General features: G+C 68.4%; 22 protein-coding genes and 1 pseudogene. 11 read left to right on the top strand and 12 right to left on the bottom strand.

Features of this window, described 5'->3' with window-relative positions:
- Window positions 1-17: 17 nt before the first annotated feature.
- Window positions 18-1421 (bottom strand): dihydrolipoyl dehydrogenase family protein, encoded by a 1404-nt coding sequence (locus B7R24_RS04175; RefSeq protein WP_116417701.1) that lies wholly within the window; start codon window positions 1419-1421, stop codon window positions 18-20.
- A 111-nt stretch (window positions 1422-1532) separates the two neighbouring features.
- On the opposite strand from B7R24_RS04175, the gene B7R24_RS04170 reads away from it, so the two are divergent.
- Window positions 1533-2162, top strand: coding sequence for an RNase H family protein (locus B7R24_RS04170; RefSeq protein ID WP_116417700.1), 630 nt, complete (start codon window positions 1533-1535; stop codon window positions 2160-2162).
- Window positions 2163-2555: 393 nt separating this feature from the next.
- Window positions 2556-4157: an HNH endonuclease signature motif containing protein gene (locus B7R24_RS04165; protein WP_172582697.1), complete on the top strand. Its 1602-nt coding sequence runs from the start codon at window positions 2556-2558 to the stop codon at window positions 4155-4157.
- 755 nt (window positions 4158-4912) lie between these two features.
- Here B7R24_RS04165 and B7R24_RS04160 read toward each other — a convergent pair.
- Entirely contained in the window at window positions 4913-5635 is a 723-nt protein-coding gene (locus B7R24_RS04160; protein ID WP_116417698.1) for an SDR family NAD(P)-dependent oxidoreductase, read from the bottom strand.
- Window positions 5636-5778: 143 nt separating this feature from the next.
- Here B7R24_RS04160 and B7R24_RS17520 point away from each other — a divergent pair, with 143 nt between their 5' ends.
- The 6 genes and pseudogenes from B7R24_RS17520 to B7R24_RS17975 form a co-directional block, all read left to right on the top strand.
- On the top strand, window positions 5779-6789 hold the full coding sequence (locus tag B7R24_RS17520) for a helix-turn-helix domain-containing protein (protein WP_172582696.1): 1011 nt from the start codon (window positions 5779-5781) through the stop codon (window positions 6787-6789).
- Window positions 6790-7086: 297 nt separating this feature from the next.
- Window positions 7087-7857 carry an ABC transporter permease gene (locus B7R24_RS04145; protein WP_116417696.1) on the top strand — a complete coding sequence of 257 codons (771 nt, stop codon included), beginning with the start codon at window positions 7087-7089 and terminating at the stop codon, window positions 7855-7857.
- Window positions 7854-8024: a hypothetical protein gene (locus B7R24_RS17515; protein WP_172582695.1), complete on the top strand. Its 171-nt coding sequence runs from the start codon at window positions 7854-7856 to the stop codon at window positions 8022-8024. Before B7R24_RS04145 ends, B7R24_RS17515 begins: the two co-directional genes overlap by 4 nt.
- A gap of 2 nt (window positions 8025-8026) precedes the next feature.
- Window positions 8027-8803, top strand: coding sequence for an ABC transporter permease (locus tag B7R24_RS04140; RefSeq protein ID WP_147303956.1), 777 nt, complete (start codon window positions 8027-8029; stop codon window positions 8801-8803).
- A gap of 37 nt (window positions 8804-8840) precedes the next feature.
- Window positions 8841-9959 carry an ABC transporter substrate-binding protein gene (locus B7R24_RS17980; protein WP_253259260.1) on the top strand — a complete coding sequence of 373 codons (1119 nt, stop codon included), beginning with the start codon at window positions 8841-8843 and terminating at the stop codon, window positions 9957-9959.
- Window positions 9960-9973: 14 nt separating this feature from the next.
- Window positions 9974-10759 (top strand): annotated as a pseudogene (locus B7R24_RS17975) (ATP-binding cassette domain-containing protein); the annotation flags it as partial.
- 21 nt (window positions 10760-10780) lie between these two features.
- On the opposite strand, the gene B7R24_RS04125 reads toward B7R24_RS17975, so the two are convergent.
- The gene (locus B7R24_RS04125; protein WP_116417692.1) at window positions 10781-12805 is read right to left on the bottom strand and encodes an ABC1 kinase family protein; all 2025 of its coding nucleotides are present in this window, start codon (window positions 12803-12805) and stop codon (window positions 10781-10783) included.
- A 123-nt stretch (window positions 12806-12928) separates the two neighbouring features.
- Window positions 12929-13198 carry a GlsB/YeaQ/YmgE family stress response membrane protein gene (locus tag B7R24_RS04120; protein ID WP_116417691.1) on the bottom strand — a complete coding sequence of 90 codons (270 nt, stop codon included), beginning with the start codon at window positions 13196-13198 and terminating at the stop codon, window positions 12929-12931.
- A 394-nt stretch (window positions 13199-13592) separates the two neighbouring features.
- On the opposite strand from B7R24_RS04120, the gene B7R24_RS04115 reads away from it, so the two are divergent.
- Together B7R24_RS04115 and B7R24_RS04110 are read left to right on the top strand one after the other, a co-directional pair.
- Window positions 13593-13790, top strand: coding sequence for a hypothetical protein (locus B7R24_RS04115; protein WP_116417690.1), 198 nt, complete (start codon window positions 13593-13595; stop codon window positions 13788-13790).
- A 36-nt stretch (window positions 13791-13826) separates the two neighbouring features.
- Complete coding sequence (locus B7R24_RS04110) at window positions 13827-14909, top strand: dipeptidase (protein ID WP_116417689.1); 1083 nt, start codon at window positions 13827-13829, stop codon at window positions 14907-14909.
- Between the two features lie 140 nt (window positions 14910-15049).
- Here B7R24_RS04110 and B7R24_RS18275 read toward each other — a convergent pair whose 3' ends face one another.
- From B7R24_RS18275 to B7R24_RS18270, 8 genes are all read right to left on the bottom strand, one after another.
- Complete coding sequence (locus B7R24_RS18275; protein WP_116417688.1) at window positions 15050-15832, bottom strand: ABC transporter ATP-binding protein; 783 nt, start codon at window positions 15830-15832, stop codon at window positions 15050-15052.
- The gene (locus tag B7R24_RS04100; RefSeq protein ID WP_116417687.1) at window positions 15832-16752 is read right to left on the bottom strand and encodes an ABC transporter ATP-binding protein; all 921 of its coding nucleotides are present in this window, start codon (window positions 16750-16752) and stop codon (window positions 15832-15834) included. Before B7R24_RS04100 ends, B7R24_RS18275 begins: the two co-directional genes overlap by 1 nt.
- On the bottom strand, window positions 16752-17765 hold the full coding sequence (locus B7R24_RS04095; RefSeq protein WP_216363605.1) for an ABC transporter permease: 1014 nt from the start codon (window positions 17763-17765) through the stop codon (window positions 16752-16754). The genes B7R24_RS04100 and B7R24_RS04095 overlap by 1 nt, the downstream gene beginning before the upstream one ends.
- Window positions 17766-17767: 2 nt before the next feature.
- Window positions 17768-18766, bottom strand: coding sequence for an ABC transporter permease (locus tag B7R24_RS04090; RefSeq protein ID WP_301182457.1), 999 nt, complete (start codon window positions 18764-18766; stop codon window positions 17768-17770).
- Window positions 18767-18892: 126 nt separating this feature from the next.
- On the bottom strand, window positions 18893-20500 hold the full coding sequence (locus B7R24_RS04085) for an ABC transporter substrate-binding protein (RefSeq protein ID WP_116417685.1): 1608 nt from the start codon (window positions 20498-20500) through the stop codon (window positions 18893-18895).
- Window positions 20501-20571: 71 nt separating this feature from the next.
- The gene (locus B7R24_RS04080; protein WP_116417684.1) at window positions 20572-22980 is read right to left on the bottom strand and encodes a transglycosylase domain-containing protein; all 2409 of its coding nucleotides are present in this window, start codon (window positions 22978-22980) and stop codon (window positions 20572-20574) included.
- A 97-nt stretch (window positions 22981-23077) separates the two neighbouring features.
- Complete coding sequence (locus B7R24_RS04075) at window positions 23078-23500, bottom strand: hypothetical protein (protein ID WP_116417683.1); 423 nt, start codon at window positions 23498-23500, stop codon at window positions 23078-23080.
- Between the two features lie 80 nt (window positions 23501-23580).
- Window positions 23581-23703 (bottom strand): hypothetical protein, encoded by a 123-nt coding sequence (locus tag B7R24_RS18270; protein WP_301182456.1) that lies wholly within the window; start codon window positions 23701-23703, stop codon window positions 23581-23583.
- A 115-nt stretch (window positions 23704-23818) separates the two neighbouring features.
- On the opposite strand from B7R24_RS18270, the gene B7R24_RS04070 reads away from it, so the two are divergent.
- Complete coding sequence (locus B7R24_RS04070; RefSeq protein ID WP_147303955.1) at window positions 23819-24928, top strand: SGNH/GDSL hydrolase family protein; 1110 nt, start codon at window positions 23819-23821, stop codon at window positions 24926-24928.
- Window positions 24929-24942 lie beyond the last annotated feature (14 nt).

Below are 24942 nucleotides of genomic sequence, written 5' to 3'. Positions count from 1 at the left end.
TGCCGGTCGGCGCGGGGCTACCGCGCAGAAGGCCCCGACGCCAGCAGGGAGCGGGCCGCCGCCCCGATCACGGCACTGTAGGTGGGGTACGCGAACCGCACGCTGGCGAGGGTCGAGACATCCACTCCCGCCGCCATCGCCGTGGTGACCGACTGGATCACCTCGACGGCGTTCTCGCCGACCGCGTGCGCACCGAGGATGAGCTCTCGGCGCCGGTCGGAGATCAGCTTGAGAAAACCGAGTTCTCGCCCATCGATCACGGCCCGTTCGAGCTGCGTGTAGGGCACCGAAGCCACAACGCACAACTCGTCGTGCCCGCGCGCCTGCTCCTCGGTCAGACCGACTCCCGCATAGTCGGGGTCGGTGAAGCCACCCGCGGGCAGAAGGTGGTGCGGAGTGCGACGGTTCGCACCCAGCACCGCATTCTCGGCGGCCGCTTCGCCCTCGAACTGGGCGGCCTGCACGAGCATGTCGCGGCCGTTCGAGTCACCGACAGCGAAGATGTGCGGCACGATCGTGCGAAAGTACTGGTCGGCGGGGATGGCCGACCGCACGACCTCGATGCCGGCGTTGCCCAGCCCGAGGTCTTCGACGTCGGCCGGCCAGCCGGTCGCCATGATGACGGCATCGACGTCGACGGTCTTCGAAGCTCCGGATGCTTGCCAGGCCACTCCGATGGAACCGTCTGCCCGGCGGGTGAGGCTCTCGACAGTCTCGATCCCGACCTGCACGTCGACACCCTGGTGCGCGAAGGCGGCGGAGACGACCTCGGAGATCGACGCGTCGGAGGCCATCAGCACCCGGGGCGCGACATCCAGCAGGGTGACCTGCGACCCGAACGAACTGAAGACGGTCACGAGTTGCGCTCCGGTGTTTCCCGCGCCGATCACGGCGACCCTGCGGGGGATTTCGGCGAGACTCAGCACGTGCTCCGGCACTGTCGCGAGCTCGGCGCCCGGGATGGGAAGGCGCCTGGAGTGACCTCCGACGCAGATGAGGATCGAGGTCGCCCTGATCAACCGACCGCTGTCGAGGACGAGGGTGGAATCATCCTGGAACCGGGCACGGCCCTCGCGGATGAGCGTGACGCCAGCCTCCTCGAAGCGCCCGATCTCCCGCTTGATGGAGCGCACGGCGTCGACGCGTTCGTTCACGCGCGCGACCGTCGCGGGCCAGTCGATCGTGGGGGTGCCCACGCTGACGCCGAAGAGGTCGGCGTGGTGCGCATCGCGGAGGAGGCGCGCGGTCTTCGCGAGCACCCGTGTAGGAACGCAGCCGGTGTTGACGCAGGTTCCTCCGACGCGGTCGGCTTCGAGCACGACCACGCGAGCGCCGAGCTCGGCGGCGCGCAGGGCGGCGGCGGTTCCGGCGGGGCCTGCGCCGATGATGGCGACGTCATAGGTGTCGGGTTCGTCGTTCATGGGTGCCTCTTCGTTCGGGGTCTGGGTGTTCGTGTGCTGGGGTGTTCGTGTGCGGCTAGCCGGAGTTTAACCGAGACGACTGACGATGGCCCGCCCGCTACCCTTGAAGCAATGACTATCACTGCATCCGCCGACGGCTCCGCGCTCGGCAACCCGGGGCCCGCCGGCTGGGCCTGGTACATCGACGACAACACCTGGGGCGCCGGCGGCTGGCCGCACGGAACCAACAACATGGGCGAACTGAAGGCCGTGCTCGAGCTCTTCCGGGCGACGGCGCACGTCGATGACGACCTGCACATCCTCTGCGACAGCCAGTACGTCATCAACACCGTGACCAAATGGATGCCCGGCTGGAAGCGCAAGGGCTGGCGCAAGGGCGACGGCAAACCGGTCATGAACCTCGACCTCATCAAGGAGATCGATGCGGCCATCGTCGGCCGCCGCTACCGTTTCGAATGGGTGAAGGGCCACGTCGGCCACGAGCTCAACGAGGCGGCGGATACCCGCGCACGAGGTGCCGCGGAGGCGTTCGCCCGCGGGCGCGCGCCCGAGGTCGGGCCGGGGTACCCGGGTGGGGTGAGTGGTTCGGCGGGAGCCGGTGCTGGTGGTGGTGGTGCGGGTGGTGCGCCCGTTGTGGCTTCTCTCGCGGCGCCTGTCGCGGCGCCGGGTTCCGGACGAGCCGCTGAGCGAGTTTCGACGTCGGCGGTATCGACGGCATCGACGGCAGAGACCCTCTTCTAGAGTCTTCGTCCTCTCCTCCACAACCTGCTGGTTCGACGGTTTGTCCACCGATTCCGGCAGTCTCCTTCGGGTGTCGGATGCCCGTGGTTGACTGTCTGCATGACCCGAGAATTGCTCACTGAACGACCGTTGGTCGGCGCTTCCACCCCGCCGCGGTTCGTCGACTCCGTCCCGACGCCGCCTCGGGCGGAGCTGCCGTCGAGGCCGGGCACGAGTGCACTGGGGTCGCCGTCGGGATCGCACGAGTCGCCGTCGGGATCGCCCGAGTCGCCGTCGGGATCGCACAGATCGCAGTCTGGATCGCACGAATTGCACGGATCGCACGAATCTCACGAATCTCAGCCTGGGTTATCAGAGTCGCGGCGCGAGCGTTTTGCAGCGGCGGTGACCGCGGTGCTGCAGAGTCACCGCCTGCTGGCTGCGGCGCAGGCGGAGCACGCGGCGCTGGTCGAGGAGGCCCGACTGGCGGGTGTGGGTCTGCACTCGCAGGACACGTTCCGTGGCGGCCCGCAGTGGTCGAGCCAGATGGTCGCAGAGCGCGAGGTCACCACCGAGCTCGCTGTCGCCCTGCACCTGAGCGAGGGCGACGCCCGCCGACTCCTGCACACCAGCGAGGGCCTCACCGGCGTGTTCAGCTCGACGATGACCGCCCTCCGATCAGGCACCATCTCCTACCGCCACGCTGAGAAGATCGTCGAATGCTCCCGAACCCTGCCCGCCGACTGCCTGCCCGCCTACGAGGCCGAACTCCTTCCCGCCGCCCGGAACGTTTCCGTGCAACGCCTCGAGAGGCTCGCGCGCTCAGCGGTCGAGCACGCGCAACCCGACACCGCGATCCAACGCCACACCGACGCCGCAGCCTGCCGCCGTCTCTACCTCGAACCCGCCTCAGACGGAATGGCATACCTCTCCCTCTACCTCCCGGCGGTCGAAGCGGTCGCGATCTACAATCGCGCCACAGAACTGGGCCGGTCAGCGAAGAACTCGGGCGACCCCCGCACCCTGACCCAGTTGCGCGTGGACACCCTCACCGACCTGATGCTCAACGCCGAGACCCAGATCCCCACCGTCACCCCCGGCATCCGCGCCCGAGTGAACATCACCGTCCCGGTCCTTGCCCTCCTCCCGGCCCTGCCGGGGCACCCCACGGCGTCAGAGGGCTGCCCTCCGATTCCGCCCGCCACACCGACAGCTGTCCTCGCCACATCGACAGCCGCGCCCACCGCACCGACATCCACGCCCGCCGCACCTCGAGCCACCCTCGCCACTCCGACATCCGCGCCCACCGCACCTCGAGCCACCCTCGCCACACCAACAGCCGCGGCCACCGCACCTCGAGCCACCCCCGCCACACAGACATCCACGCCCACCGCACCTCGAGCCACCCCCGCCACGCCGCCGACTACCACCGCCTCATCGACCACTGCTGACCCTCCCCCTGACGATCACGAGATCGACGGGCGGTTCGTGGCGCTTGTCGCCGGTCTCGACACCGGACGATGGGCGGAGCTGGAGGGCTACGGGCCCATCGACCAGCACACCGCACTCATACTCACCCGCGACGCACCCTCGCTCCGGCGGATCCTGACCGACCCGATCACCGGAATTCCACTCGCCTACAGACGAGAACGCTACAGACCCCCGGCTGACCTCGACGAGCTCATCCGCCTCACTCATACCGAATGCACCTTCCCCCTGGACTGCACTCCCTCCACCACCGCAGACCTCGACCACACCATCGCCTGGGAGGACGGCGGCACAACCGACCTCCTCAACCTGAGCCCACTCTGTACCAGCCACCACAAAGTCAAACACCACACCACCTGGACCATCGAGCAGACCCCCACCGGCACCATCACCTGGACGTCTCCCGCCGGCTTCGAGTACCACGTAGAACCCACACCCCCCACCCCACCGCGCCCCAGCTCGGCTGTACGACCCACCCCGCGCTTCACTACGCGCCACGAGGTCCGCGACACCACTCCACCCTTCTGACGACGGGAGGCCTTCTGACGCCGCTAGGCCTTCTGACGCCGCGAGGCCCTGTGGACACCCTCGACCCCTCACGGTCCAGCGACCCCTTTATGCGCGCTTCCGACTCCCTCGACTCCCCGCGGTCGCTCATCATCCGAGTGGATGTGAGAGCGGGTGGAGGCGGGAGGGTGGAGGTGGGTTCGTGGAGGTGGGAGAGTGGAGGGCGGAAAGTGGAGGGCGATGCACCTCACGACAGTTCGGCTGCTGCTCATACGAATCGCACCCGCGCTCGCTCGCCGGATCACTTCGGGCGAGTGGCCGGTTCCGTCGACCCGGATCGTTTCAGAGAGCGACCTATCCGCGGGCGACCGCGCTGGGTCGACGTCACGGCGCGACGGTGGCGGAGGCAGAAACCGACCTCGGAAACAGTGCTTCCCAGCGGGTGCTCTCGAAGGCGGGCCTGGTCCAAGTGCGGCGAGGAAATCACCTACCGCCGTTCACTCTGACGGAGCCGGGCCCTGGGGAGGCCGGGCCGGCCAGAGCGTGCGCCTCACGCAGGGCGTGCGCCTCCCGCAGAGGGCGCCGCCAGCAACAGCCCCAGCCCCAACCCCAGCCCGGCCCTCAGCTCCAGCCCGGCCCTCAGCTCCAGCCTGACCCCGGCCCCATCCCCAGCCTGGCCCTCAGCCCCGGCCCTCAGCCCCAGCCTGGCCCCAGCCCGAGCCCGGCGCCAAGCCCCCCGAAGCTACAGTCCCCCGAAGCCCGAGTCGGCCGGCCGCTCAGAACGCCGCGACGCCGGCGCGGTCGATGAAGGTGCCGGTGGGGCCGGTTCCGCCGCGGGTCGCGAGGTCGACGATGGCGTCGGTGCCCTCGGTGACGGTCTGGGGGCCGCTGTTCCCGTTGAGGTCGGTGGCGGTGTAGCCGGGGTCGGCGGCATTGATCCGCAGTTCGGGGAACGCCTTCGCGTACTGCACGGTGAGCATTGTGACGGCCGACTTCGATGCCTGGTAGAGCGGAGCGACGATCTGCGATTCGACTCGCTCCGGATCGAGCACTGAGGAGAAGGAGCCCATACCGCTCGTGACGTTCACGATGGTGGGTGCGGCCGAGGTCCGCAGCAGCGGCAGGAACGCCGACGTCATGCGCACGATGCTCACGACGTTGGTGTCGAACACCTCCAGAGCGTCGGCGCCAGTGAGGTCGGCGGGCGCGGCATGCGTCCCGGTGATGCCGGCGTTGTTCACGAGCACGTCGAGTCCGCCCGACGCGGCGATCGTTCGGGCCGCGGCAGCCACGGAGGCGTCATCGGTCACGTCGAGCTGCACGAAACGGCCGCCGAGGGCGTCGGCGGCAGCGCGTCCGCGGGCCTCGTCGCGAGCGCCCATCCAGACGGTGTGGCCTGCTGCGATCAGGCGGCGGGCGGTCTCGTAGCCGAGACCCTTGTTGGCCCCGGAGATGAGGGTGACGGATGAAGCGGATGTGGTGGAGGGTGAAATGGTCATGGCCCCAGTCTCGACCCGGCCGCCGGCACTGTCGTGGCCCGGCCGAGCGTGAGGTCGGCCCAGCGTGAGGTGCACCCAGCGTAGGGACTGGCGGTACCACCCAGAACCCGCCATTCCCGCCCGCGCACTGTCAAACTGAGGCGATGCAGGATGACCGGCACGGCGATCTGGGGGCGCTCCTGCGTTCCTGGCGCGACCGTCTCTCCCCGCTCGACGTGGGGCTGCCCGCCGGCGATTCCCGCCGGGCAGCGGGCCTGCGCCGGGAGGAGCTCGCCGCGCTGGCCGGCCTGAGCGTGGACTATGTCGTGCGCCTCGAGCAGGGTCGCGCCCGGCGTCCCTCCGCCCAGGTCGCCGCTGCCCTGGCGCGGGCGCTGCAGCTGAACGATGCCGAACGGGATCACCTCTTCGTGGTGTCGGGGCTGCTTCCACCCTCACCGCGCGAGGTCCCGTCGCACATCCCGCCCGGCGTGCAGCGACTCGTCGCCCGACTCGGCGAGACCCCTGTGGCGGTGTTCACCGCTGCGTGGGACCTCATCTCGTGGAGCCCGCTCTGGGCCGCGCTGCTCGGTGAGCCCGTTCGCCCCGCGACGGGCCGCCCCAACCTCGTGCGCTCGATGTTCACGGGCGAAGCCCTGCACAGAGACGCCGACGAGACCGGCATGGGCACCGGCATAGGCGCAGGCACAGGCACGGCCGCAGTCGCTGCCACCAGCCCAGCCGCAGGCACCAGCACAGCCACCGGCACAGGCACCGGCACCGGCACAGGCACAGCCACAGGCACCGGCGAATCCCGCATCGTGAGCCGCTCCGGAAGCCTCGACGCCTTCGGCGCCTCGCTCGTCGCCGACCTCCGCCGCGTGCAGGGTCGCTACCCCGACGACCGCAGGGTGAACGCGCTGGTGGCCGAGTTGCGGAGCGCGAGCGAGCGGTTCCGCGACCTGTGGGAGAGCGGTGCGGTCGGCGAGCACCAGTCCGAGCGCAAGGTCGTTCGAAGCCCCCTCGTCGGCGATCTCGAACTCGACTGCGATGTCTTCAGCGTCGCCGGAACCGACCTCCGCATCGTCGCCTACACCGCCGCCACGGGCTCGGAGGCGGCCGCGAAGCTCGACTTCCTGCGCGTGTCTGCGGTCAAGGCGGCCTTCCCGACCGTCTGACGGGTGGCGTATATCGACCCGGGGCCGTTCATCGACCGGCCTCCGGGGTGCGCAATCCAAAGGTTACCTCGCCGATATTCATGGGCTACACCGCGAACGTATGGTTCATCTCAGCACCCACCCGACTGCTGAGAGGCCCCTCGCGAATGCTCCGATTCATCAGCTCGAGACTGGTGCGAACCGCACTCACGATCTCATCGTGCTCTCGTTCGCATTCGTTCTCGCCCGCCTGACGGGGGACCCCGTTCGTCCGATGCTGCCGAACGACGCGACGCGACGCCACAGGATGTCGCCGACATGCGCACCTCCCTCGGGTTGAACGACTCGCTGGCCGGGCAGTACGGCCGCTTCCTGGTCGATGCGGTGCACGGCGACCTCGGCAACTCGATCCGGCAGTCGACCTCGTCGCTCGCTCTGGTGCTGCAGCGGCTCCCCGCCGCCCTGCAGCTCGCGTTCATCTCGTTCGCGGTGGGCTTCGTGCTCGCGATCGTCCTGGCCGTCGCCGGAGAACTGAGCACCCGGCCCCGGGTGCGTACCGCCATGCTCTCGATCGCGACCGTGCGCCAGGCCATCCCGCCGTACCTCTTCGGCATCCTGCTCATCCTCGTCTTCTCAGTCTGGGCGGGGCTGCTGCCGGCCCTCGGGATGAACTCTGCCCTCAGCTTCGTGCTCCCGGTCGCCACCGTCTCGACCTTCGAGATCGCCCTCTACCTGCGGCTGTTCAACGCCTCGTTCGCCGAGAGCCGCCGCTCCGACTACGTGCGCACGGCCCTTGCCAAGGGCGTGCCGCACTCGCGCGTGGTCATCCGCCATCAGCTGCCGAACGCGCTGCTGCCCATCATCACCGTCGCCGGCATCAACCTCGGCGTGCTCGTCGGCGGGCTCGTCGTGATCGAGATGGTTTTCAACTGGCCGGGGCTCGGTCGTCTGATCATCGAGGGCGTCACCCAGCGCGACTACCCGATCGTGCAGGCCGGCGTGGTCGTCATCGCGGTCGTCTTCATCGTCATCAACTTCATCGTCGACCTGCTGTACGCGGTTCTCGATCCCCGAGTGAGGCTCGCATGACCCAGACCACCCCCGTACAACAAGCGGTCGGAACGCCGACCCCGGAGAAGCTCGGCGTGCTCGGCGTGCTCGGCGTGCTCGGCGTGCTCGGCGTCGACGCAGCGATCTCGGGCGACAGGCCTCCCTCGAAGCGGGGCCGCTTCAGCGTCTCGTTCACGATCGCGTGATCATGCTCGCGATCGTCGCCGTGCTGGTGCTCGTCGTACCGTTCCTGCCCGGTTTCGACACCGACACCCAGGATCTCGGCGACAACCTGCTTGCACCCTTACAGAACCCCGCGCACCTTCTCGGCACGGATGCCCTGGGTCGCGACATCCTGAGCCGCCTGTCGGTGGCGGTGCGGGTCTCCCTGCTCGTGGCCTTCGGTGCCGTACTGATCAGTGCGCTCGTCGGAACGAGTGTGGGGCTGACCGCCGGGTACTTCCGCGGGCGGATCGACACCGTGCTCATGTCGATCGGGGACATCCAGCTCGCCATCCCGGTGGTGCTGCTGCTCATCGTTCTGGTTGCGACGCTCGGTTCGAGACCGTTGCTGCTCGTGGTGCTGCTCGGGCTCACGGACTGGGTCGGCTACGGCCGGGTCGTGCGGTCGATGGTCGTGTCGCTGCGGGAGCAGGAGTTCGTTCAGGCCGCACGGTCGGCCGGGGCATCCGGATTCTGGGTCATTCGCAAGCACCTGCTGCCGAATGTGCTCTCGCAGGTCGTCATTCTCGCGGCCTTCGAGATCGGCGTCGTCGTCACGATCGAGTCGTCGCTCAGCTTCATCGGCCTCGGCATCCAGCCACCCACGCCGAGCCTCGGTCTGATGATCAATGAGGGCCAGCGTTACCTGCAGTCCAACCCGTCACTCGTCTTCGTGCCGGCGCTGGCCATCTTCCTGGTCATCGGCGGCATCCAGTTCCTCTCCCAGAACGTGGGCGTCAGACGCTCACGTTCGACCACCTGACTCACCCGCACCCTTACCCGCACCCCCGGAGGCATTCATGAACACCACACCCCGCTCGCGCTTCAGGCAGAGATCGCTCGGCCTCGCGGCCGTCGTCGTCACGGCCGCCCTCGCCCTGGCCGGATGCGCCTCGTCATCGGGGGATTCAGCATCCGGTGACGCCGCGTCGTCGACCGTGACCGTCGCCCTGACCGACGAACCGTCGTCGCTCGACCCCCTTTTCGACACCAACCTGCCCGCGCTGAACGTCTTCTACAATGTGTTCGACCAGCTCGCCACGACCGACGCGACCGGCGCCGTCGTACCCCGCCTCTCCACGGCGTGGACCAAGAGCTACGACCTGAAGACATGGGTCCTCACCCTCCGTGACGACGCGAAGTTCTCCGACGCGACCGTCACCGGGCGACCGTACACCCTGACCCGCAACGACAGCTACTGGGGCACCAAGGGCGAGTTTCAGACCGTGGTGTTCACCCCGGTTCCGGATGAGACCACCCGTGCCAACTCGGTGCAGTCGGGCGACCTCGACATTGCGCTGCTCGGGCCGTCGCAGGTCAGATCGGTGAAGGCCTCCGGCACCGTCGACGTGGTGGAGCAGCAGAGCAACCGCGTTCTCTACACCGGCTTCAATGCCAAGGCCAAGGCCAAGTGGCTCGACGACCCGAACATCCGCACCTTCGGCTTCGACCACACCAACGCGGCCACGACGTTCGACCTCGCCCAGGCCAAGAGCCTGATCGCGGCATCCGGATACGACGGCTCGGCCATCCCGCTCTCGTACCCCACCACCGGCCTGCCCCAGATCGACCAGATCGCCCAGGCGATCGGCGGCTACCTCACAGCGGCCGGCCTGAACGTCACCCTCGACGGCGAGGAGTCGAGCACCTACAGCGGGGCCCGGTTCTCGGCCTCGCTGCCCGGCATCTTTCTCTTCGCCTTCGCTCCGTCGGTGATGGATGCCGACCTGCCGCTCACGATACTGCTCAAGACCGGCGGGCAGGGCTACATCTCCGACGCCGAGATCGACCGGCTGCTGACGGAGCAGGTCGGCGATGCAGACAACACGTCGCGCGCCGCCGACATCGCCTCGATCTCGAAGATCGTCAACGAGAACACGTACTACGCGCCGAACGCGACGGTCTCACGTCGGCGGTGATCGGCGTCGGCAACGTCGTCGAGCTGCGGGGTGTCACCAAGAAGTTCCCGGTGCGCTCGGCCCCGTTCCGGAAGGCTGAGCCGTTCACCGCCGTCTCCGACGCGACGTTCTCCCTGCCGCGGGGCAAGACCGTTGCCGTCGTCGGCGAGTCGGGATCGGGCAAGTCGACCACCGCACGCATGGTGCTGAAGCTCGAAGACCCCACCCGTGGCCAGGTGGTCTTCGACGGCGTCGATCTGGCGACGCTCGACCGCCGCGAGCTCTTCGAGTTCAGGCGCAGGGTGCAGCCCGTCTTCCAGAACCCCTACGGCTCACTCGACGCGCGGTACACCGTGGGCCGCAGCATTGCCGAGCCGCTGCAGCTGCACCGGATCGGCACGCGGGCGACCCAGGATGCCCGGGTGAACGAGCTGCTCGACCAGGTCGCTCTGCCGACCGCGCTGGCCAGCCGTCTGCCGCACGAACTCTCGGGCGGGCAGCGCCAGCGTGTGGCGATCGCCCGGGCCCTCGCGCTCAGCCCCGAGCTCGTGGTGCTCGACGAGGCGGTGTCGGCCCTCGACGTGATCGTGCAGGCGCAGATCCTCGAGCTGCTCGCCGAGCTGCAGGCCGAACTCGGGCTCAGCTACCTGTTCATCAGCCACGACCTCGCCGTGGTGCGGATGATCTCGCACGAGGTACACGTCATGCAGCACGGGCGCATCGTCGAGAGCGGCACCCCCGACACGATCTTCGATCAGCCGCAGCAGGAGTACACGCGGGCCCTGCTGGCGGCGATCCCCGGGTCGGAGATCGCGCGGTAGCGCCGGGCGGTCGGTGCCTGGCTACGGATGCCCGCCGGTGCGCCGCACCAGCGCGTTTCGCACCACCCGCATGACCCCGAGGAATCCGAAGAAGCCGATCGCTGCCCCGAGCAGGTCGAACAGGTGCAGGTTCGCCGCGAGGAGCGGCCCGCCGCCCGCCACCACGAGCACGATCGCGACGACGATGGCAGCGATCGACACGAATGCACCGACCACCTCGCCCACGATGCCGTCGATGAAGGAGCGGTCGGGGTCCGACGCGAAATGCCGCAGCCGCACCCCCAGGGTGCCGTGTTCGAGCTGCGTGAGCAGCGAATCGACCCGGCGCGGCAGGGTTCGGGCGTAGGCCGCCGTGTTCGACGCCTGTGCCTGGGCCGTCAGGGCGAGCCGCTTCGCGCTGAGCATCCGACCGAGGAGAGTGGGCACGCGATCGAGCGCGCTGCCCATCATGTCGAAGTCGCTCACCAGCACATGCAGGCAGCCCTCGAGCGTCGCGAAACTGCGGAACGCCGACGCCAGGGTAGAGGGAAGCGCGATGTGGTGCTGCCGGATGACGTCGAGCATCAGCGTGAAGATCGATCCCCCGGCGCCGCCTCCGCGGTGGTGCACGGTGGTGAGCACGATACCGATGTCGTGACGGAACGAGTCGATGTCGGCACCGGGTGGCACATCGACGATGAGCAGCAGAGCATCCGTCGCCGCCACGTCGTCTTCGTTCGACGCGGCGAGCAACAGGGTCGCGAGTCGCTCGCGCTGGCTGCGCTCGATCACGCCGATCGCTCCGAAATCGATGAGGCCGAGCGACCCGTCTTCGCGGAGGATGACGTTTCCGGGGTGCAGATCGGCGTGGAAGACTCCGTAGACCAGGATCTGCTCGAGTACCGTGTCCATCAGCCCCACGGCGAGGGCGTGGCGAGCGCCTGACGAAAGCAGGCCGAGACGGTCGGATGCACGGCTGAGCGGCACGCCGTCGACGAGGTCCATCGTGATCATCCGTTTGCTGCTCGCGTCGGCATAGACCGTGGGAACCGTGATGCTCGGGGCGCCCGAGCCCCCGCCCGAGTGCTCCGATATACGGCGGAGGGTCGAGCGGATCATCTCCGTGTTGTTGTACTCGATCGTGTAGTCGAGCTCATCGAGCAGCGTCGTCGTGAAGCCGCGCGCCACCGACTCCGCGCGGAGGTCGCGGCCCTGTTGCGTCTGCTCCTCGGCACGCCGGGCGAGACGGAGGATGATGTCGACATCGGCCTGCACCTGCGCACGCGCCGTCGGGCGCTGCACCTTCACGACCACCTCCGAGCCGTCGAGCAGGGTGGCCCTGTGGACCTGCGCCACCGATGCAGCGGCGAGCGGGGTGGGCTCGATTGCCGCGAACACCCCCTCGATCGGCCGGCCGAGTTCGCTCTGGATCGTCTGGCGGATCTCGGCCCGGGGCAGAGTGGTCGCCCCCGACTGCAGCGACGCGAGCGCACTGAGATACGGCTCCGGAATGAGGTCGCGCCTCGTCGAGAGCACCTGCCCGATCTTCACGAAGGTGACGCCCGACGCGTTGATCGTCGCGACGACCGCGTTGGCGCGCTGCTCTGCCGAACTGAGATCGGATGATCGGCGAGTACGGCCCGAGAAAACGAACCCTGCGCCGTGCCGCGACGCGATCTCGAGAATCTGGAAGTACCGGGCGGTGCGGCGGCGCTGGGCGATCGCGCCCCGGATCACGTCGACCGGGTTGGCGAGGGGCCGCGTCGGCAGCAGAACCTCCAGGCCCACCAGCACGGCCACACCGAGGGCGAACACCCAGGCCACACTCAGCACGATGACCAGGATGCCGACCAGCGAGGAGGTCTCGAAGGTGTGCGCGTCACCGGACACCGTTCCGCTCTGTTCGCCCACCCAGAGGGCGAACGGCAGACCGCAGAGAAAGACGAGGATGCCGACGATGATGCTCCGGGGCCAGCCGACCGGGCCGCCCAGCACACGCCTGCTGACCAGCCCGACGAGCACCGCCGAGACGATGCCGACGATGACCAGAACGACATCTGCGAGCATGCGCTCCTCCCCTCTACAGACCACAGCTTAACGAACGAAGGAACCGGGCCGATGCCCCGCGTGATGCGGAGGGCGCCGGCCCGGCTCCCGTCGTTCGAAGCGGCAGAGTGCCGCCGGAGACTGCTAGGCGCGACGGCCCTTCACGCGGGTGTAGATGAATAGCACGACGATGGCACCGATGATGGAGCCGATGATGCCGGCGGGCTGGAAGAAGCCGTCCATCGGGTCATGCTGGAAGATCAAGAACCCGAGAAAACCACCGACGAACGAGCCGACGATGCCCAGAACGATGGTCATGAGGATGGACATGCTCTGCTTGCCCGGGATGATGAGGCGCGCGAGTGCACCGGCGATCAGTCCGATGACGATGAGGCTGATGATGAGGCCGATCATGGCGTGAATCCTTTGCTGTGGTGTGGTGCTTCGATGCGGCACCCCTCGATGGAGGAGTGCCCTCAGGCCATCCCGTCTGGGGGTGACTGCGACCCCAAGCTTAGGATGTGCTGTCGATTTGGCTGACGGGGGTAGCGCCCAGCCCGGGAACGTGCAAGGTGCGGGTTCTGTGGGGCCGGTCATCCCCCTCGACCGGGGGTGACCCTTATGGGTGATGGCCTACGCTGTACACATTCGAGCGGCCTATCTTTGTGGCCGTGTCCCGGTGTCCGTTTCCTCGCAGTGGTTGACGTCCCCGTTTGTGAATGACTGGCCCACTGGGCCGTTCTGTCCCGTTTGTGAATGACTGGCCCACTAGGCCGTTCTGTGCGTTCTGCGCACGCGAGAGGAAACGATGAACATGCCCCACTGCGCTGTCTGCTCCTGCGCCGACCTCCCCGGCGATCAACTAATCGTCGCCCTCGGAGGCGGTCTCGGGCTCGCTGCAGTATGCGAGACCCATGGGGAGGCGATCCGGAGCGGTGCACTGCGAGCGCGTCCCGTGGGGTCGGAGCTGCAGTTCGTCGAGCTCGAACTGCTGCCTGCCGCCTGAACATCGCGGTACCGGCGGTTGCCGTAGCGTTGAACCATGACTGACAGCGACGCGCGCGCGACCGCCGCCTTGGCCCTGGACCTCTCCCCCGTCATCGACGGGCACAACGACTGGGCCTGGGAGTGCCGCCTCAACCGCGGGTACTCGGTCGACGGGCTCGAGGGCGGGCTCAGGAGCGACACCGACATCGCCCGTCTCCGCGCCGGCCGCGTCGGGGCGCAGTTCTGGTCGGTCTACGTCGAAGACACGCTGCCCGGCGCTGACGCTGTGCAGGCGACGCTGGAGCAGATCGACTGGGTGTACCGCCTCATCGCCCGGTACCCCGACGACTTCCACCTCGCCCGCACCGCCGGCGAGGTGGAGTCGGCCCAGGCCTCCGGCCGTATCGCCTCCCTGCTGGGCGCGGAGGGCGCGCACAGCCTCAACGACTCCCCCGCCGTGCTGCGCATGCTCGCACGCCTCGGGGTTCGCTACCTCACACTCACCCACGTGCACAACACGTCCTGGGCCGATTCGGGCACCGACGTTCCGCTGCACGACGGGCTCACCGAGCGGGGGGTGTCGTACATCCACGAGCTGAACCGCCTCGGGGTGCTCGTCGACCTGTCGCATGTCTCACCGGCGACGATGCACGCGGCCTTGGATGCGACATCCGCCCCTGTCATCTTCAGTCACAGCTCGTGCCGGGCGCTCGCTCCGCACCTGCGCAACGTTCCGGACGATGTCCTCGCACGGCTGGAGAGCAACGGCGGTGTGCTCATGGTGACCTTTGTGCCGCAGTTCCTCAGCGCGGCGTACTCGGACTGGTTCGACGGACCCCGCACCACTCCCGCTCCCCCCGTGACGGTCTCGGATGTCGCGGACCACGTCGAGCACGCCCGCGCGGTCGCGGGTGTCGCCCACATCGGCCTCGGGGGCGACTTCGACGGCACCGACGAGTTCCCCGCGGGGCTCGAGGGTGTGGACGGCTACCCGGTGCTCTTCGAAGAGCTCGCCCGCCGCGGTTGGAGCGCGCCCGACCTCGCCGCGCTCGCCGGCGGCAACGTGCTGCGTGTGCTCCGGGCGACCGACGCCGCCTACCTCGGCTCGTCCGCCACCCCGCCCGCCCTCGAGCTGTAGCGCCCAGGAACGGACACAGAATCCATGATCCGCGGGCCTATTCGAAGAGGCTTCGGGGAATCGTGTCGATCAGGTGGCCCCGGTGTCGGGGCAGGGGGGAGGCGGGGGTGGGCGGCGGGCGCGGAGCGGGGGTGGCGGGGTCAGGCGGCGGGGAGGCGGCCGAGGCCGTCGGCCGTCGGGATGGCGGCGAGGAGGCGACGGGTGTAGGGGTCGGTGGGGGCGTTCCAGACGGCGGCGACCGGGCCGGTTTCGACGATGCGGCCGGCCTGCATGACGGCGACGCGATCGGCGACGACGCGCACGACCGAGAGGTCGTGGCTGATGAACAGCAGCGAGGCGCCGTTCTTCAGGGCGACATCACGCATGAGGGTGGCGACCTTGGCCTGCAGCGAGGCGTCGAGCGACGCGATCGGTTCATCGCCCACGAGCACGTCGGGCCGCGCCCCCATGGCGCGGGCGATGGCGATGCGCTGGCGCTGTCCGCCCGAGAACTGGTGCGGAAAGAGATTCGCCGCCCCCCGGTCGAGTTCGACGTCGTCGAGCAGACGGTCGACGGATGACCGTTCCGACGGTGGAGCGATGGCCAGGGCGTCCTCGATCTGGTCTCCGACGCGTCGCCTCGGGTTCAGGGAGCTGTACGGGTTCTGAAAAACCATCTGGATGCGCAGCAGGTGCCCCGGCCGCTTGCGGAGCCCAAGCGCTACGACGGGCTGCCCGTCGAACTCGACGGTGCCCGCTGCGAGCGGCTCGAGGCCGCAGATGGTGCGAGCGAGGGTGGACTTTCCACAGCCCGACTCCCCTACGAGCCCCAGCACCTCGCCGGGAGCGAGGTCGAAGCTCACGCCGTCGACGGCCGCGAGCTGGCGCCGCCCGGGCAGCTTGTAGACGACGTGGACGTCGCGCACGGTGAGGTGGCCGGCCATCAGCGGAGATCCGTTCGGGTCGGGGTGGGAGGGAGGGCGCCGGGCGCAGGGGTGGAGCCCTCCTCCGCCGGGGGATGCGGCAGGGCGTCGATGAGCGCGCGGGTGTACTCGCTCCGCGGCTCGCGGATGACCTGGTAGCGGGTGCCGTGCTCGACGACCTCGCCGTAGCGCATGACGGTGACGGTGTCGGCGAGGGCCGACATCACACCGAGGTCGTGCGTCACGAGCAGAACGGCGAGGTCGAGGCTGTCACAGAGCTCCCGCAGCAGGCGCAGGATGCCCGCCTGCACGGTCACGTCGAGAGCCGTCGTGGGTTCGTCGGCGATGAGAACGCTCGGCTCCGACGACAGGGCGATCGCGATCGAGATACGCTGCAGCTGCCCGCCCGAGAACTGGTGCGGGTACTTCTTCAGCGCCGTCGCAGGCTCGGGCACCTTCACGCGCTCGAGCAGCGCGAGGGCGCGCGAGCGCGCCTCGGTCCGGCTCACCTTCAGGTGGTGCCGCATTCCGTCGGTGAGTTGCCCCTCGATGGTCATCATCGGGTGCAGGCTCGCGGTCGGGTCCTGGAAGATCATCGCCACCTCGCGCCCGCGCAGGGCGTTCATGGCACGGGGCTTCAGGGCGAGCAGGTTCGGGGCCGATCCGCGCGGCCCGGTGTACGAGATGGTGCCGCCGAGGCGGGATCCCGCGGGCTGGAGTCCGCAGATCGCCAGGCCCGTCATGGTCTTCCCCGAGCCCGACTCGCCGGCGAGTCCGGTGATCGAGCCGGCCGGGATGTCGAGGTCGATGCCGCGCAGGATCTGCTTCGCGGCGCCCTTGGCTCCGAGTTCGAGGGTGAGGCCACGCAACCGGAGGCCGCGCGCATCCGGTGCCACCGGTGGCACCTCGCGTGGCTGCGTGTCGGCAGAGTACTCGGCCATCAGATCTTCACTCCCTGCACAGCGCCCGCGGTGCGCGGGTCGAGCGAGTCGCGCAGGGCGTCGCCCACGAGGTTGAACGCGACCACGACGGTGAAGATCGCGAGGCCGGGGAAGGCCGCGAGCCACCAGTCGCTGAACTGCTGCACCCCGTCGGCGACCATGGCGCCCCACTCCGGAGTCGGCGGCGTCGCGCCGAGGCCGAGGAACGACAGCCCCGACAGCAGAAGGATGGCGTTGCCGAAGTCGAGCGTCGCCAGCACGAGCACCGGCGCCGCCACGTTCGGCAGGATGTCGCGGCGGAGCGACGTGAACGGGCTGAACCCGAGCAGCCGACCGGCCACCACGTATTCGCGCGAGCGCGCGCCGAGCACCATCGACCGCATCACGCGGGCGTAGCTGGGCCACGAGACAAGCAACAGTGCGATGACCGCGTTCGTCAGGCTCGGCCCGAGCGCAGCCGTCACGATCATGGCAAGGATGATCGTGGGGAACGCGAACACCAGGTCACTGAAGCGCATGATGATCTCGTCGACCGCGCGGCCGAAGTAGCCCGCGACGGCGCCGAGCACCGATCCGATGATGGCCGAGGCGACCACGAGGATCAGCGCGAGCGGCAGCGAGATGCGGGCTCCGTACAGCGTGCGGCTGAGCACATCGCGCCCGAGCGAGTCGGTTCCGAACCAGTTGACGGCGTTCGGTGCCTGCAGCCTGTCGAACTGCTGCGCCAGGGGGTCGTAGGGCGCTATCCAGGGCACGAAGATCGCGACCAGGAACCACAGCACGATGATCGACATGCCGATGATCGCCATGGGACGCCGGAAGGTCGGGGGCAGACGGAGCCGGTTGCGCAGCGCGCTGAAGCTCACACCGGAAGCACCGGAGCCGCCAGGACCGGCAGAGCCGCCGGAACCCCCGGCACGATCATCCTGGACCTCGTCGTACACCGCGGTCGCCGCGGCATCCGCTTCGAGCTCGAGCCGCGAATCGCTTGCACCGCCAGGCGGTTTCGCCATACTCACTGCACACGCACCCGGGGATCGATGACGCCGTACACGACGTCGATGATGAAGTTGGTCAGGATGTACACGACCCCGACCACGAGCCCGACACCCATGACGGCCGGAAGGTCGAGGGTCGTCGCCGACTTGTAGGCGTACTGTCCGATACCGCCCCAGCCGAACACCTGCTCGGTGAGCACGGTGCCCGAGAGGAGCGATCCGAAAGCGAGGCCGACGATCGTGAGGATGGGCAGGGAAGCCCCCCGCAGCACGTAACGGAACACCACCCGGGACGGACTCAACCCCTTCGCACGGGCCGCCAGCACGTACTCCTGGTTCAGCACGTCGAGCACGGCCGAGCGGGAGAACCGCACGAGCAGGCCGACCGTGTACAGGATGAGCACCAGCCCGGGCAGGATGAGGTGCGAGAGTGCGTTGAAGAAGGTCGTGTACTGGCCGGCGACGAGCGCATCGACCGTGTACAGACCGGTGACCCTGGGCGGGGCCTGCAGCGAGGCGCTCAGCCGCCCGGTGCCCGGCGCGAGGCGGAGCTGGTAGAAGAACACGTAGAACGCGGCGAGGGCGAGCCAGAACGTCGGGATCGAGATGCCCACGAGGCTCAGCACCCGGAACAGCTGGTCGGAGAACCGGTTCTGGCGGAGGGCGGCCCATGTTCCGAGCCCCACGCCGATGATGATCGAGAAGACGATCACGAAGAGAGCGAGTTCGGCGGTGGCCGGGAACGCGACCGAGAGGTCCTGCGACACCGGGTTGTGCGACTGGGTCGACGTGCCGAGGTTGCCCTGGAACAGGTGCCCGATGTACACGAGGTACTGGGTCACGACCGGCTTGTCGAGCCCCTGCGCCTCGCGGAACGCAGCCACGATGGCCGGGTCGGAGGCGGCACGCTCACCGAGCGCGGCCTGCGCCGGGTCGGCAGGCACCAGGTTCGCCAGGGTGAAGGTGACGAGCGTCACGCCGAAGATCAGCAGGATGCTGATACCGAAGCGGATCAGGATGTAGCGGGCCAGCGGCCCCAGGTGCGGTCCACGCCGAAGCGTGACCGCGACCCGGGAGCCGCTGGGTGTGGTGCTGGCGTCACCCGGAGGCTTCGCCGTTTCGGTGGTGCTGATGGCTCTGACCTACTTGATGTCGGCGATGTCGACGGTCCAGACCGGATTGAGATCGAGCTGCGTGATCTCCGAGGTCGAGACCGCGTACTGGCCGGGCTGGATGACCGGGATGAACGGACCCGAGGCATTGGCCGCATTCTGCCAGGCCTCGTAGGCCGTCTTCCGTGCGTCGTCGCCGCTTGCCGCAGCCGCGGCATCCGCTGCGGCCGTCACGGTGGGGTCACTGCCCGCGGCCCAGCCGGCACGCTTGCCGAGCGACTCACCCGGGTTGAAGACCAGGTAGTCGGCGGGGTCGGGGTAGTCGGGGCCCCAGTACATGATGCCCGACTGCAGAGTGCCTGCACGGAACGCGTCGAGGAAGGTGGAGATCGGCGACGGAGCCAGGGTCAGCGTGATGCCGACGTCTTTCAGCTGTGACTGGATCGCCTCGGCGGGGGTCTGCATCTGCAGGCCGTTCACCGTGATGTCGTTCGGGTACGAGAACGTGACGGGCTGGCCGGAGTATCCGGATGCCGCGAGCGACGCCTTGGCCTTGTCGAGGTCGAAGACGTTGGCCGGGTCGCTCTCGATAGCGCCGAGGAACATCGACGGAACCATGCCGCCGGGCTGGGTGGAACCCTCGCCCGCGATCGACAGCAGCTTGCTGTAGTCGATGCCCTGGCGAACGGCCTTCACGAAGTCGGCGTTGTCGGTCACGCCGCCCGAGACGGCCGGGTCCTGGTTGTACCAGCTGTAGATCAGGTACGGCGAGGCGTTCTTGGTGATCTTCACCGAGCTGTCCATGCCCTGCACCTGGTCGGCATTGAGGTCGAGCGCGATCTGCGTCGAACCGGCCTGAACGTTGATCTTCTGGGTCGGACCCTCGACGTTCTCGAGCACGACGCGGCCGTAGGCCGGCTTGTCGCCCGCGTAGTTCGGGTTCAGCGCGAAGGCGACCTTCGTCGTCACGTCGTACGACTCGAGCTGGTAGGGGCCGGAACCCGCGGAGGTCTTGTTGAGGAAGGCCTCTGCTTGGTCATCCGCACCCGTCGTACCACCGTTCGCCATCAGCACCTTCGAGTTCAGGATGCCCAGCGACGGGTTCGGCAGAATGAACGGCAGTGCCGGGTTCGAGGTCGCGCTGGTCAGCGTGACGGTGGTGTCGCTGGTCTTGGCGACGGTCACGCCGTCGAGCAGGAACGACGGGTTGCCCGCGATGCCCTGAACGCGCTGCAGCGAGAAGACGATGTCGTCGGCCGTGACCGGAGAGCCGTCGGAGAAGGTGTGCGTTCCCGTCATGGTGAGCGTGAGAACGGTGTTGTCGGCGTTCTCCTCGAACGTCGCGATACCGGGCTGCACCTTGGTGACGTCGCTGCCGTCGAAGTCGAGAACCGTCTCGTAGATCGCCTTGTCGACGATGCTGCCGGTGAGCTCGAAGGCCCGGGCCGGGTCACTCGTCTTGAGGTCGAACGACTTGTCGATCACGAGGGTCTTGTCGGCCGCCGACGTCGAGGAGGTCGACTGCGAGTTGTCGGTGCATCCCGCCACGACCAGCACGGAGGCCAGTCCGATGGCCACCAGCCCGGTGATCCGTAGGCCGGCCCGGGTCGAGCCTGCCCCACTGTTGAAAATTCTCATGCTTGCGCCTCTCGTGCATCTTGCTGCTGTACCAGCATTTATACGCGATAGACATTTCGGGCTTATTTCGCTCAGTTGAGAGGGGCGGGGCCCACAACCGCTCCCGGGATGGTCGGCGCAGCCGGAGCCCCCGGAGAGGGCGCCGCCGGCTGCGGCACACGGCTGCCGTCGCTCGGGTAGACCGTGACGACCGCACCGCGGGAGGCTGAACCACTCGGATCGGTGCGGGCGACCGCGCCGGCCCTCTGGTCGGAGGCCACGGCGCGGCCGTCTGCGACCTCGAACCCGGCGCCGGTGAGCGCCGAACGAGCCGCCGAGACGGACAGCCCCGTGACCTGCGGAATCGACACCTGCACACCCTGAACCAGGGCTCGATCGGGTGCAGGAAAGGCCTCCCCGCCGTACTTTCCATCGGCGGCGGTCATGTAGTCCTTCCAGACGAGGTGCCGCAGGCTGGCTCCGTTGACTCCTTCGATCGAGGAGTTGCGAAGCGACACACCGCCCACGACGTTGCCGACCCAGACGGCGGTCGAGAGCTCGGTGGTCGAGCCGACGAACCACGTGTCCTTCTCCGAGTCGGTCGTTCCCGTCTTGCCGAAGTGCGGGATGCCGTTCCGAGGGTTGGAGGCTGTGGCCGTTCCATTGGTCACGACACCGGTGAGTGCGTAAGCCATGGTCGCGGCGACCTCCGGTGAGACGGCGGCCGCGCAGGTCGAAGCGGGCACCGGAAGCTCAGCACCCGCCGAGTCGACGATGCGCGCGATCGCGATGGGCGAGCAGTACACACCCTCGTTCGCCACGGCGGCGAAGGCGCCGGCCATCGCGAGCGGAGCGATCTCGTTGGTGCCGAGCACGTCTGACGGGTACGACGTCAGCTGGTCGCCATCGGCCCGGGCCACGCCGAACGCCTCTGCCGTCGTGCGGATCGCGCACTGGTCGAGCCGCTGGGCCATCGCGAGGTAGGCATTGTTCACCGAAGACGCCGTCGCGTTCAGCACGCTGATGGTGCCGGGGTTCGATCCGCCATCGTTCTTCGACGAATACGTGCCGACGCCTTCGCCCTCGCAGGAGTTCCTGAAGCTGCCGATGTCGAACGTGCGCTGGTTGCCGTTCAGACGGTCGTTCAGCGCGTTGCTCTGTTCCAGCCACTCGGCCAGCGTGAAGATCTTGTACGTCGAGCCGACCTGGAAGCCGGTCGACCCGCCATAGTCGAACGACGTGCCGTAATTGACGGCGGTACTCTCGGGAGTCGCGGCATCCGGATCGGCGTTGTAGGTCTTGTTCTGGGCCATCGCGAGGATCTTGCCGGTGCCGGGCTCCACCGTCACGAGCGACGCGCCGAGGTCGAGAACCGAGCTCGAGGCGGGAACGTGCGCGTCGAGCTTGGCGTGCGCGGCCGTCTGCAGGTCGACGTCGAGCGTCGTGAAGACGTCGTACCCGCCGCGGCTGAGGCTCTTCGGAGCCCCGGTCTCGTCGAGACCGAGCACCGCCTGGTTCTGGATGACGCGCCCGACGTAGTCGCAGAAGAACCCCGCGCCGATGCCGTTCGCCGTCGAGCATCCGGTCGACGCCTGCGTGATCTGCGGGGTCACCGGAGTCGCCAGGGCCTCCTCGTACTGACCCTGGGTGATCGTGTTGGCCTTCAGCATCGAGGGCAGGATGTCGAGGTCGCGGCGGGCCTGGTTCGCGGCGATGTTGTCGGGGTCGTCGATGCGCAGCCCGTTGGGCTCGTTCACGGTGGCAATCAGGCTCGCGGCCTGCGCGAGGGTCAGGTTCGCGGCATCCACCCCGTAGTAGTACCTCGACGCCGACTGGATGCCGTAGGTCACCCCGCCGAACGAGGCGATGTTGAGGTAGCCGAGCAGGATGTCGCTCTTGCTGAACTGCTTCTCCAGCCCGATCGCGAGCTTCATCTCCTTCAGCTTGCGGTCGATCGAGGTCTGCGTTGCCTCCTCGTAGGCGAGCTGCCGCTCGGCGGGATCGGTGATTGCCTCGGCCCGCTGCACCAGGATGTTCTTCACGTACTGCATCGAGATCGTCGACGCCCCCGACTCCACTCCCCCCGATGCCGCGTTGCCGAGAGCCGCGCGCGCGGTCGCCGCGATGTCGACCCCGCCGTGCACGTAGAACCGTGGATCCTCGGTCGAGATCACCGCGTCCTTCGCGAACTGCGAGATCTGGTTCCAGGCGACCTCCTCGCGGTCCTGCTCGAAGACGGAGGCGAGCAGCACCGGCGAGCCGTCGTTGTTCACCGCATAGATGTTCGTCTTCTCGGCGAGTTTGTCGGGTTCTATGTACTCCGGCAGGTTGCTGAACACGCCCAAAGTGCTCGTCGCCGTCACCCCCGTCACCGCCACGATCGGTGTCACCATCGCGGTGACGAGCACCCCGGCGATGGCGCTGAGCCCGACGAGCCCGAGAAGGGCACCGGCTCCCTGGGCGAGGGATGTTCGAATCGTCTGGTCGGTTGTTCTAGGCAAGGCTGTGCTCTCTCCGGTGCGGGGGGGGGGGTGTGGATGCGGCCGGCGCGGTCGGCGCCAGCCGTTTTCTGGCCGCAGGGCGGCCCACACGGGAGATCTAGGTGCGGTTGATCGACAGCAGAAGAAGCAGTACCCGGCCGGTGAACGGGGCTCTGGATGACCGGGGTTGCCCGGCCTCGCCGCCCGGGGTGGGGGCGGCGGGGCTCACAGCGGGCGCCGGAAGTGCGCCGGGCACGATGGAGACCGAGCGGTGCCGGGCATCCGCGTACCCGACAGGATGCGGCGCCTCTGTGTCTGCGGCGACCGCGGATGCACCCACCGCGGGGTCATCGACCGACGAAGCGGCGTACGACGACACCGGCGTCGAGACCGACGCGGCGTCGGCAGCAGTCGATCCGGCGAAGACGAGACCCAGCACGACGATGACCCCGGCGAGCGCGGTGAGCACAGCGTGCAGGCCCGACAGGGGCCCGGGCAGAGCCCCGACCCAGGGCGAGACACGAAGGCTGGCGGCGTTCACTTCTCTCCCCTCGGTGCAGAAGCGGCGGATCGGACACCCCAGCAAAGCACCCCAACATGAGAAACCGGTGCCAGACCCGCTCAGAGACCCGCCAGAACACGCGCGACGCGCAGGGCCTCGTTCGCGAGGTCGAGACGCAACCACCACTCGCTCGGGTCGGGCATTTCGAACGGCACCCTCGCCGTCGCCGGCGGGAGATCCACCGAGACACGGTGAGGCCGACCTTGCGTATTTCGAACAGCGAACATTTTCGGGGCTTACGGCCGCGCGCCCACTATCCTGAGCCGACGGCACGAATTCTCAGGGAACGGTAGGGGTATGCACACCACGATGTCAGGTCGGATCAGGGCGAACACAGCACGGATTGTCGCCGTGCTGGGATTGGTGGGCTTCGCCACACTCGCCGTGGGCACACCGGCCGGCGCGGCGACGGCGGTCGCAGCATCCGGAACCGCCTCATCGGCCACCACCTCCGTCGGCGCCACGTACGGTGGCGGTGGCAATGGCGGTGGCAATGGCAATGGCGGTGGCGGTGGCGGTGGCGATTGGAAGGTGGACTACGTCGCCCTGGGCGATTCGTATTCCTCGGGTATCGGCCTCACGCCCGCCAGCGGTGTCACCGGCTGCGACCAGTCCTCCTCGAACTACCCGCACAAGCTCGCGCAGGCCCTGAAGCTCAACCTGACCGACGTGAGCTGCGCCGGAGCAGCGGCCGACAACGTGTGGAAGACTCCGCAGACGCTCGCGAACGGATCGACGGTACCCGTGCAGACCGCGGCCCTGTCGGCCAAGACCGCGATCGTCACCATCACGGTGGGCGGTAACGGGCTGAAGTTCACCGACATCGCGAAGGTGTGTGCCGCGAAGTCGGCCACCGGGCCGCTCTACCTGCCCGCGCTCTCGTCGTTCCCGAACTGCCAGAGCTATTTCGCCTTCACGAAGAACGACCTCGCGGCCACCATCAGCGGCCCCGTCGCCACCGATCTGGCCGCGACCTACGCCGCGGTCAAGGCGGCGGCACCGAACGCCAAGGTGTTCGTGCTCGGCTACCCCAGCATCGCCCCGGCCACCGCGAGCGGGAGCTGCTTCACACCGCTCGGCAGCGCGAACAGCTTTCCGTTCACCGACTCAGACACTCCCTACCTGCACGGCATCGAGACCCTGCTCGCCTCGACGGTGAAGAGCCAGGCCCAGGCCGCGGGGTTCACCTACGTTCCCACCTTCGAGGGCTCGGTGACGCACAGCGTCTGCTCGAAGAAGCCCTACGTCAACGGCGTGGTGCTCGACCCCACCACGTTCATCTCGGAGCTGTCGCTGCACCCGAACAGCGACGGCATGCAGTACCTCGCCGTCGCAGCCCTGCCGGGCGTCGCGACCCGTGAAGCGTGCGTGCTTCTGAACCTCAGCAACTTCAGGTTCTGCAAGTGAGGTGGGGCGTGGAG

Origin of the sequence: Subtercola boreus, assembly GCF_003399645.1 — a bacterium.
GTDB classification, from domain to species: domain Bacteria; phylum Actinomycetota; class Actinomycetes; order Actinomycetales; family Microbacteriaceae; genus Subtercola; species Subtercola boreus_A.
Note: the sequence above shows the minus strand (reverse complement) of the source record. Positions and strands in the feature narration are given on the sequence as shown.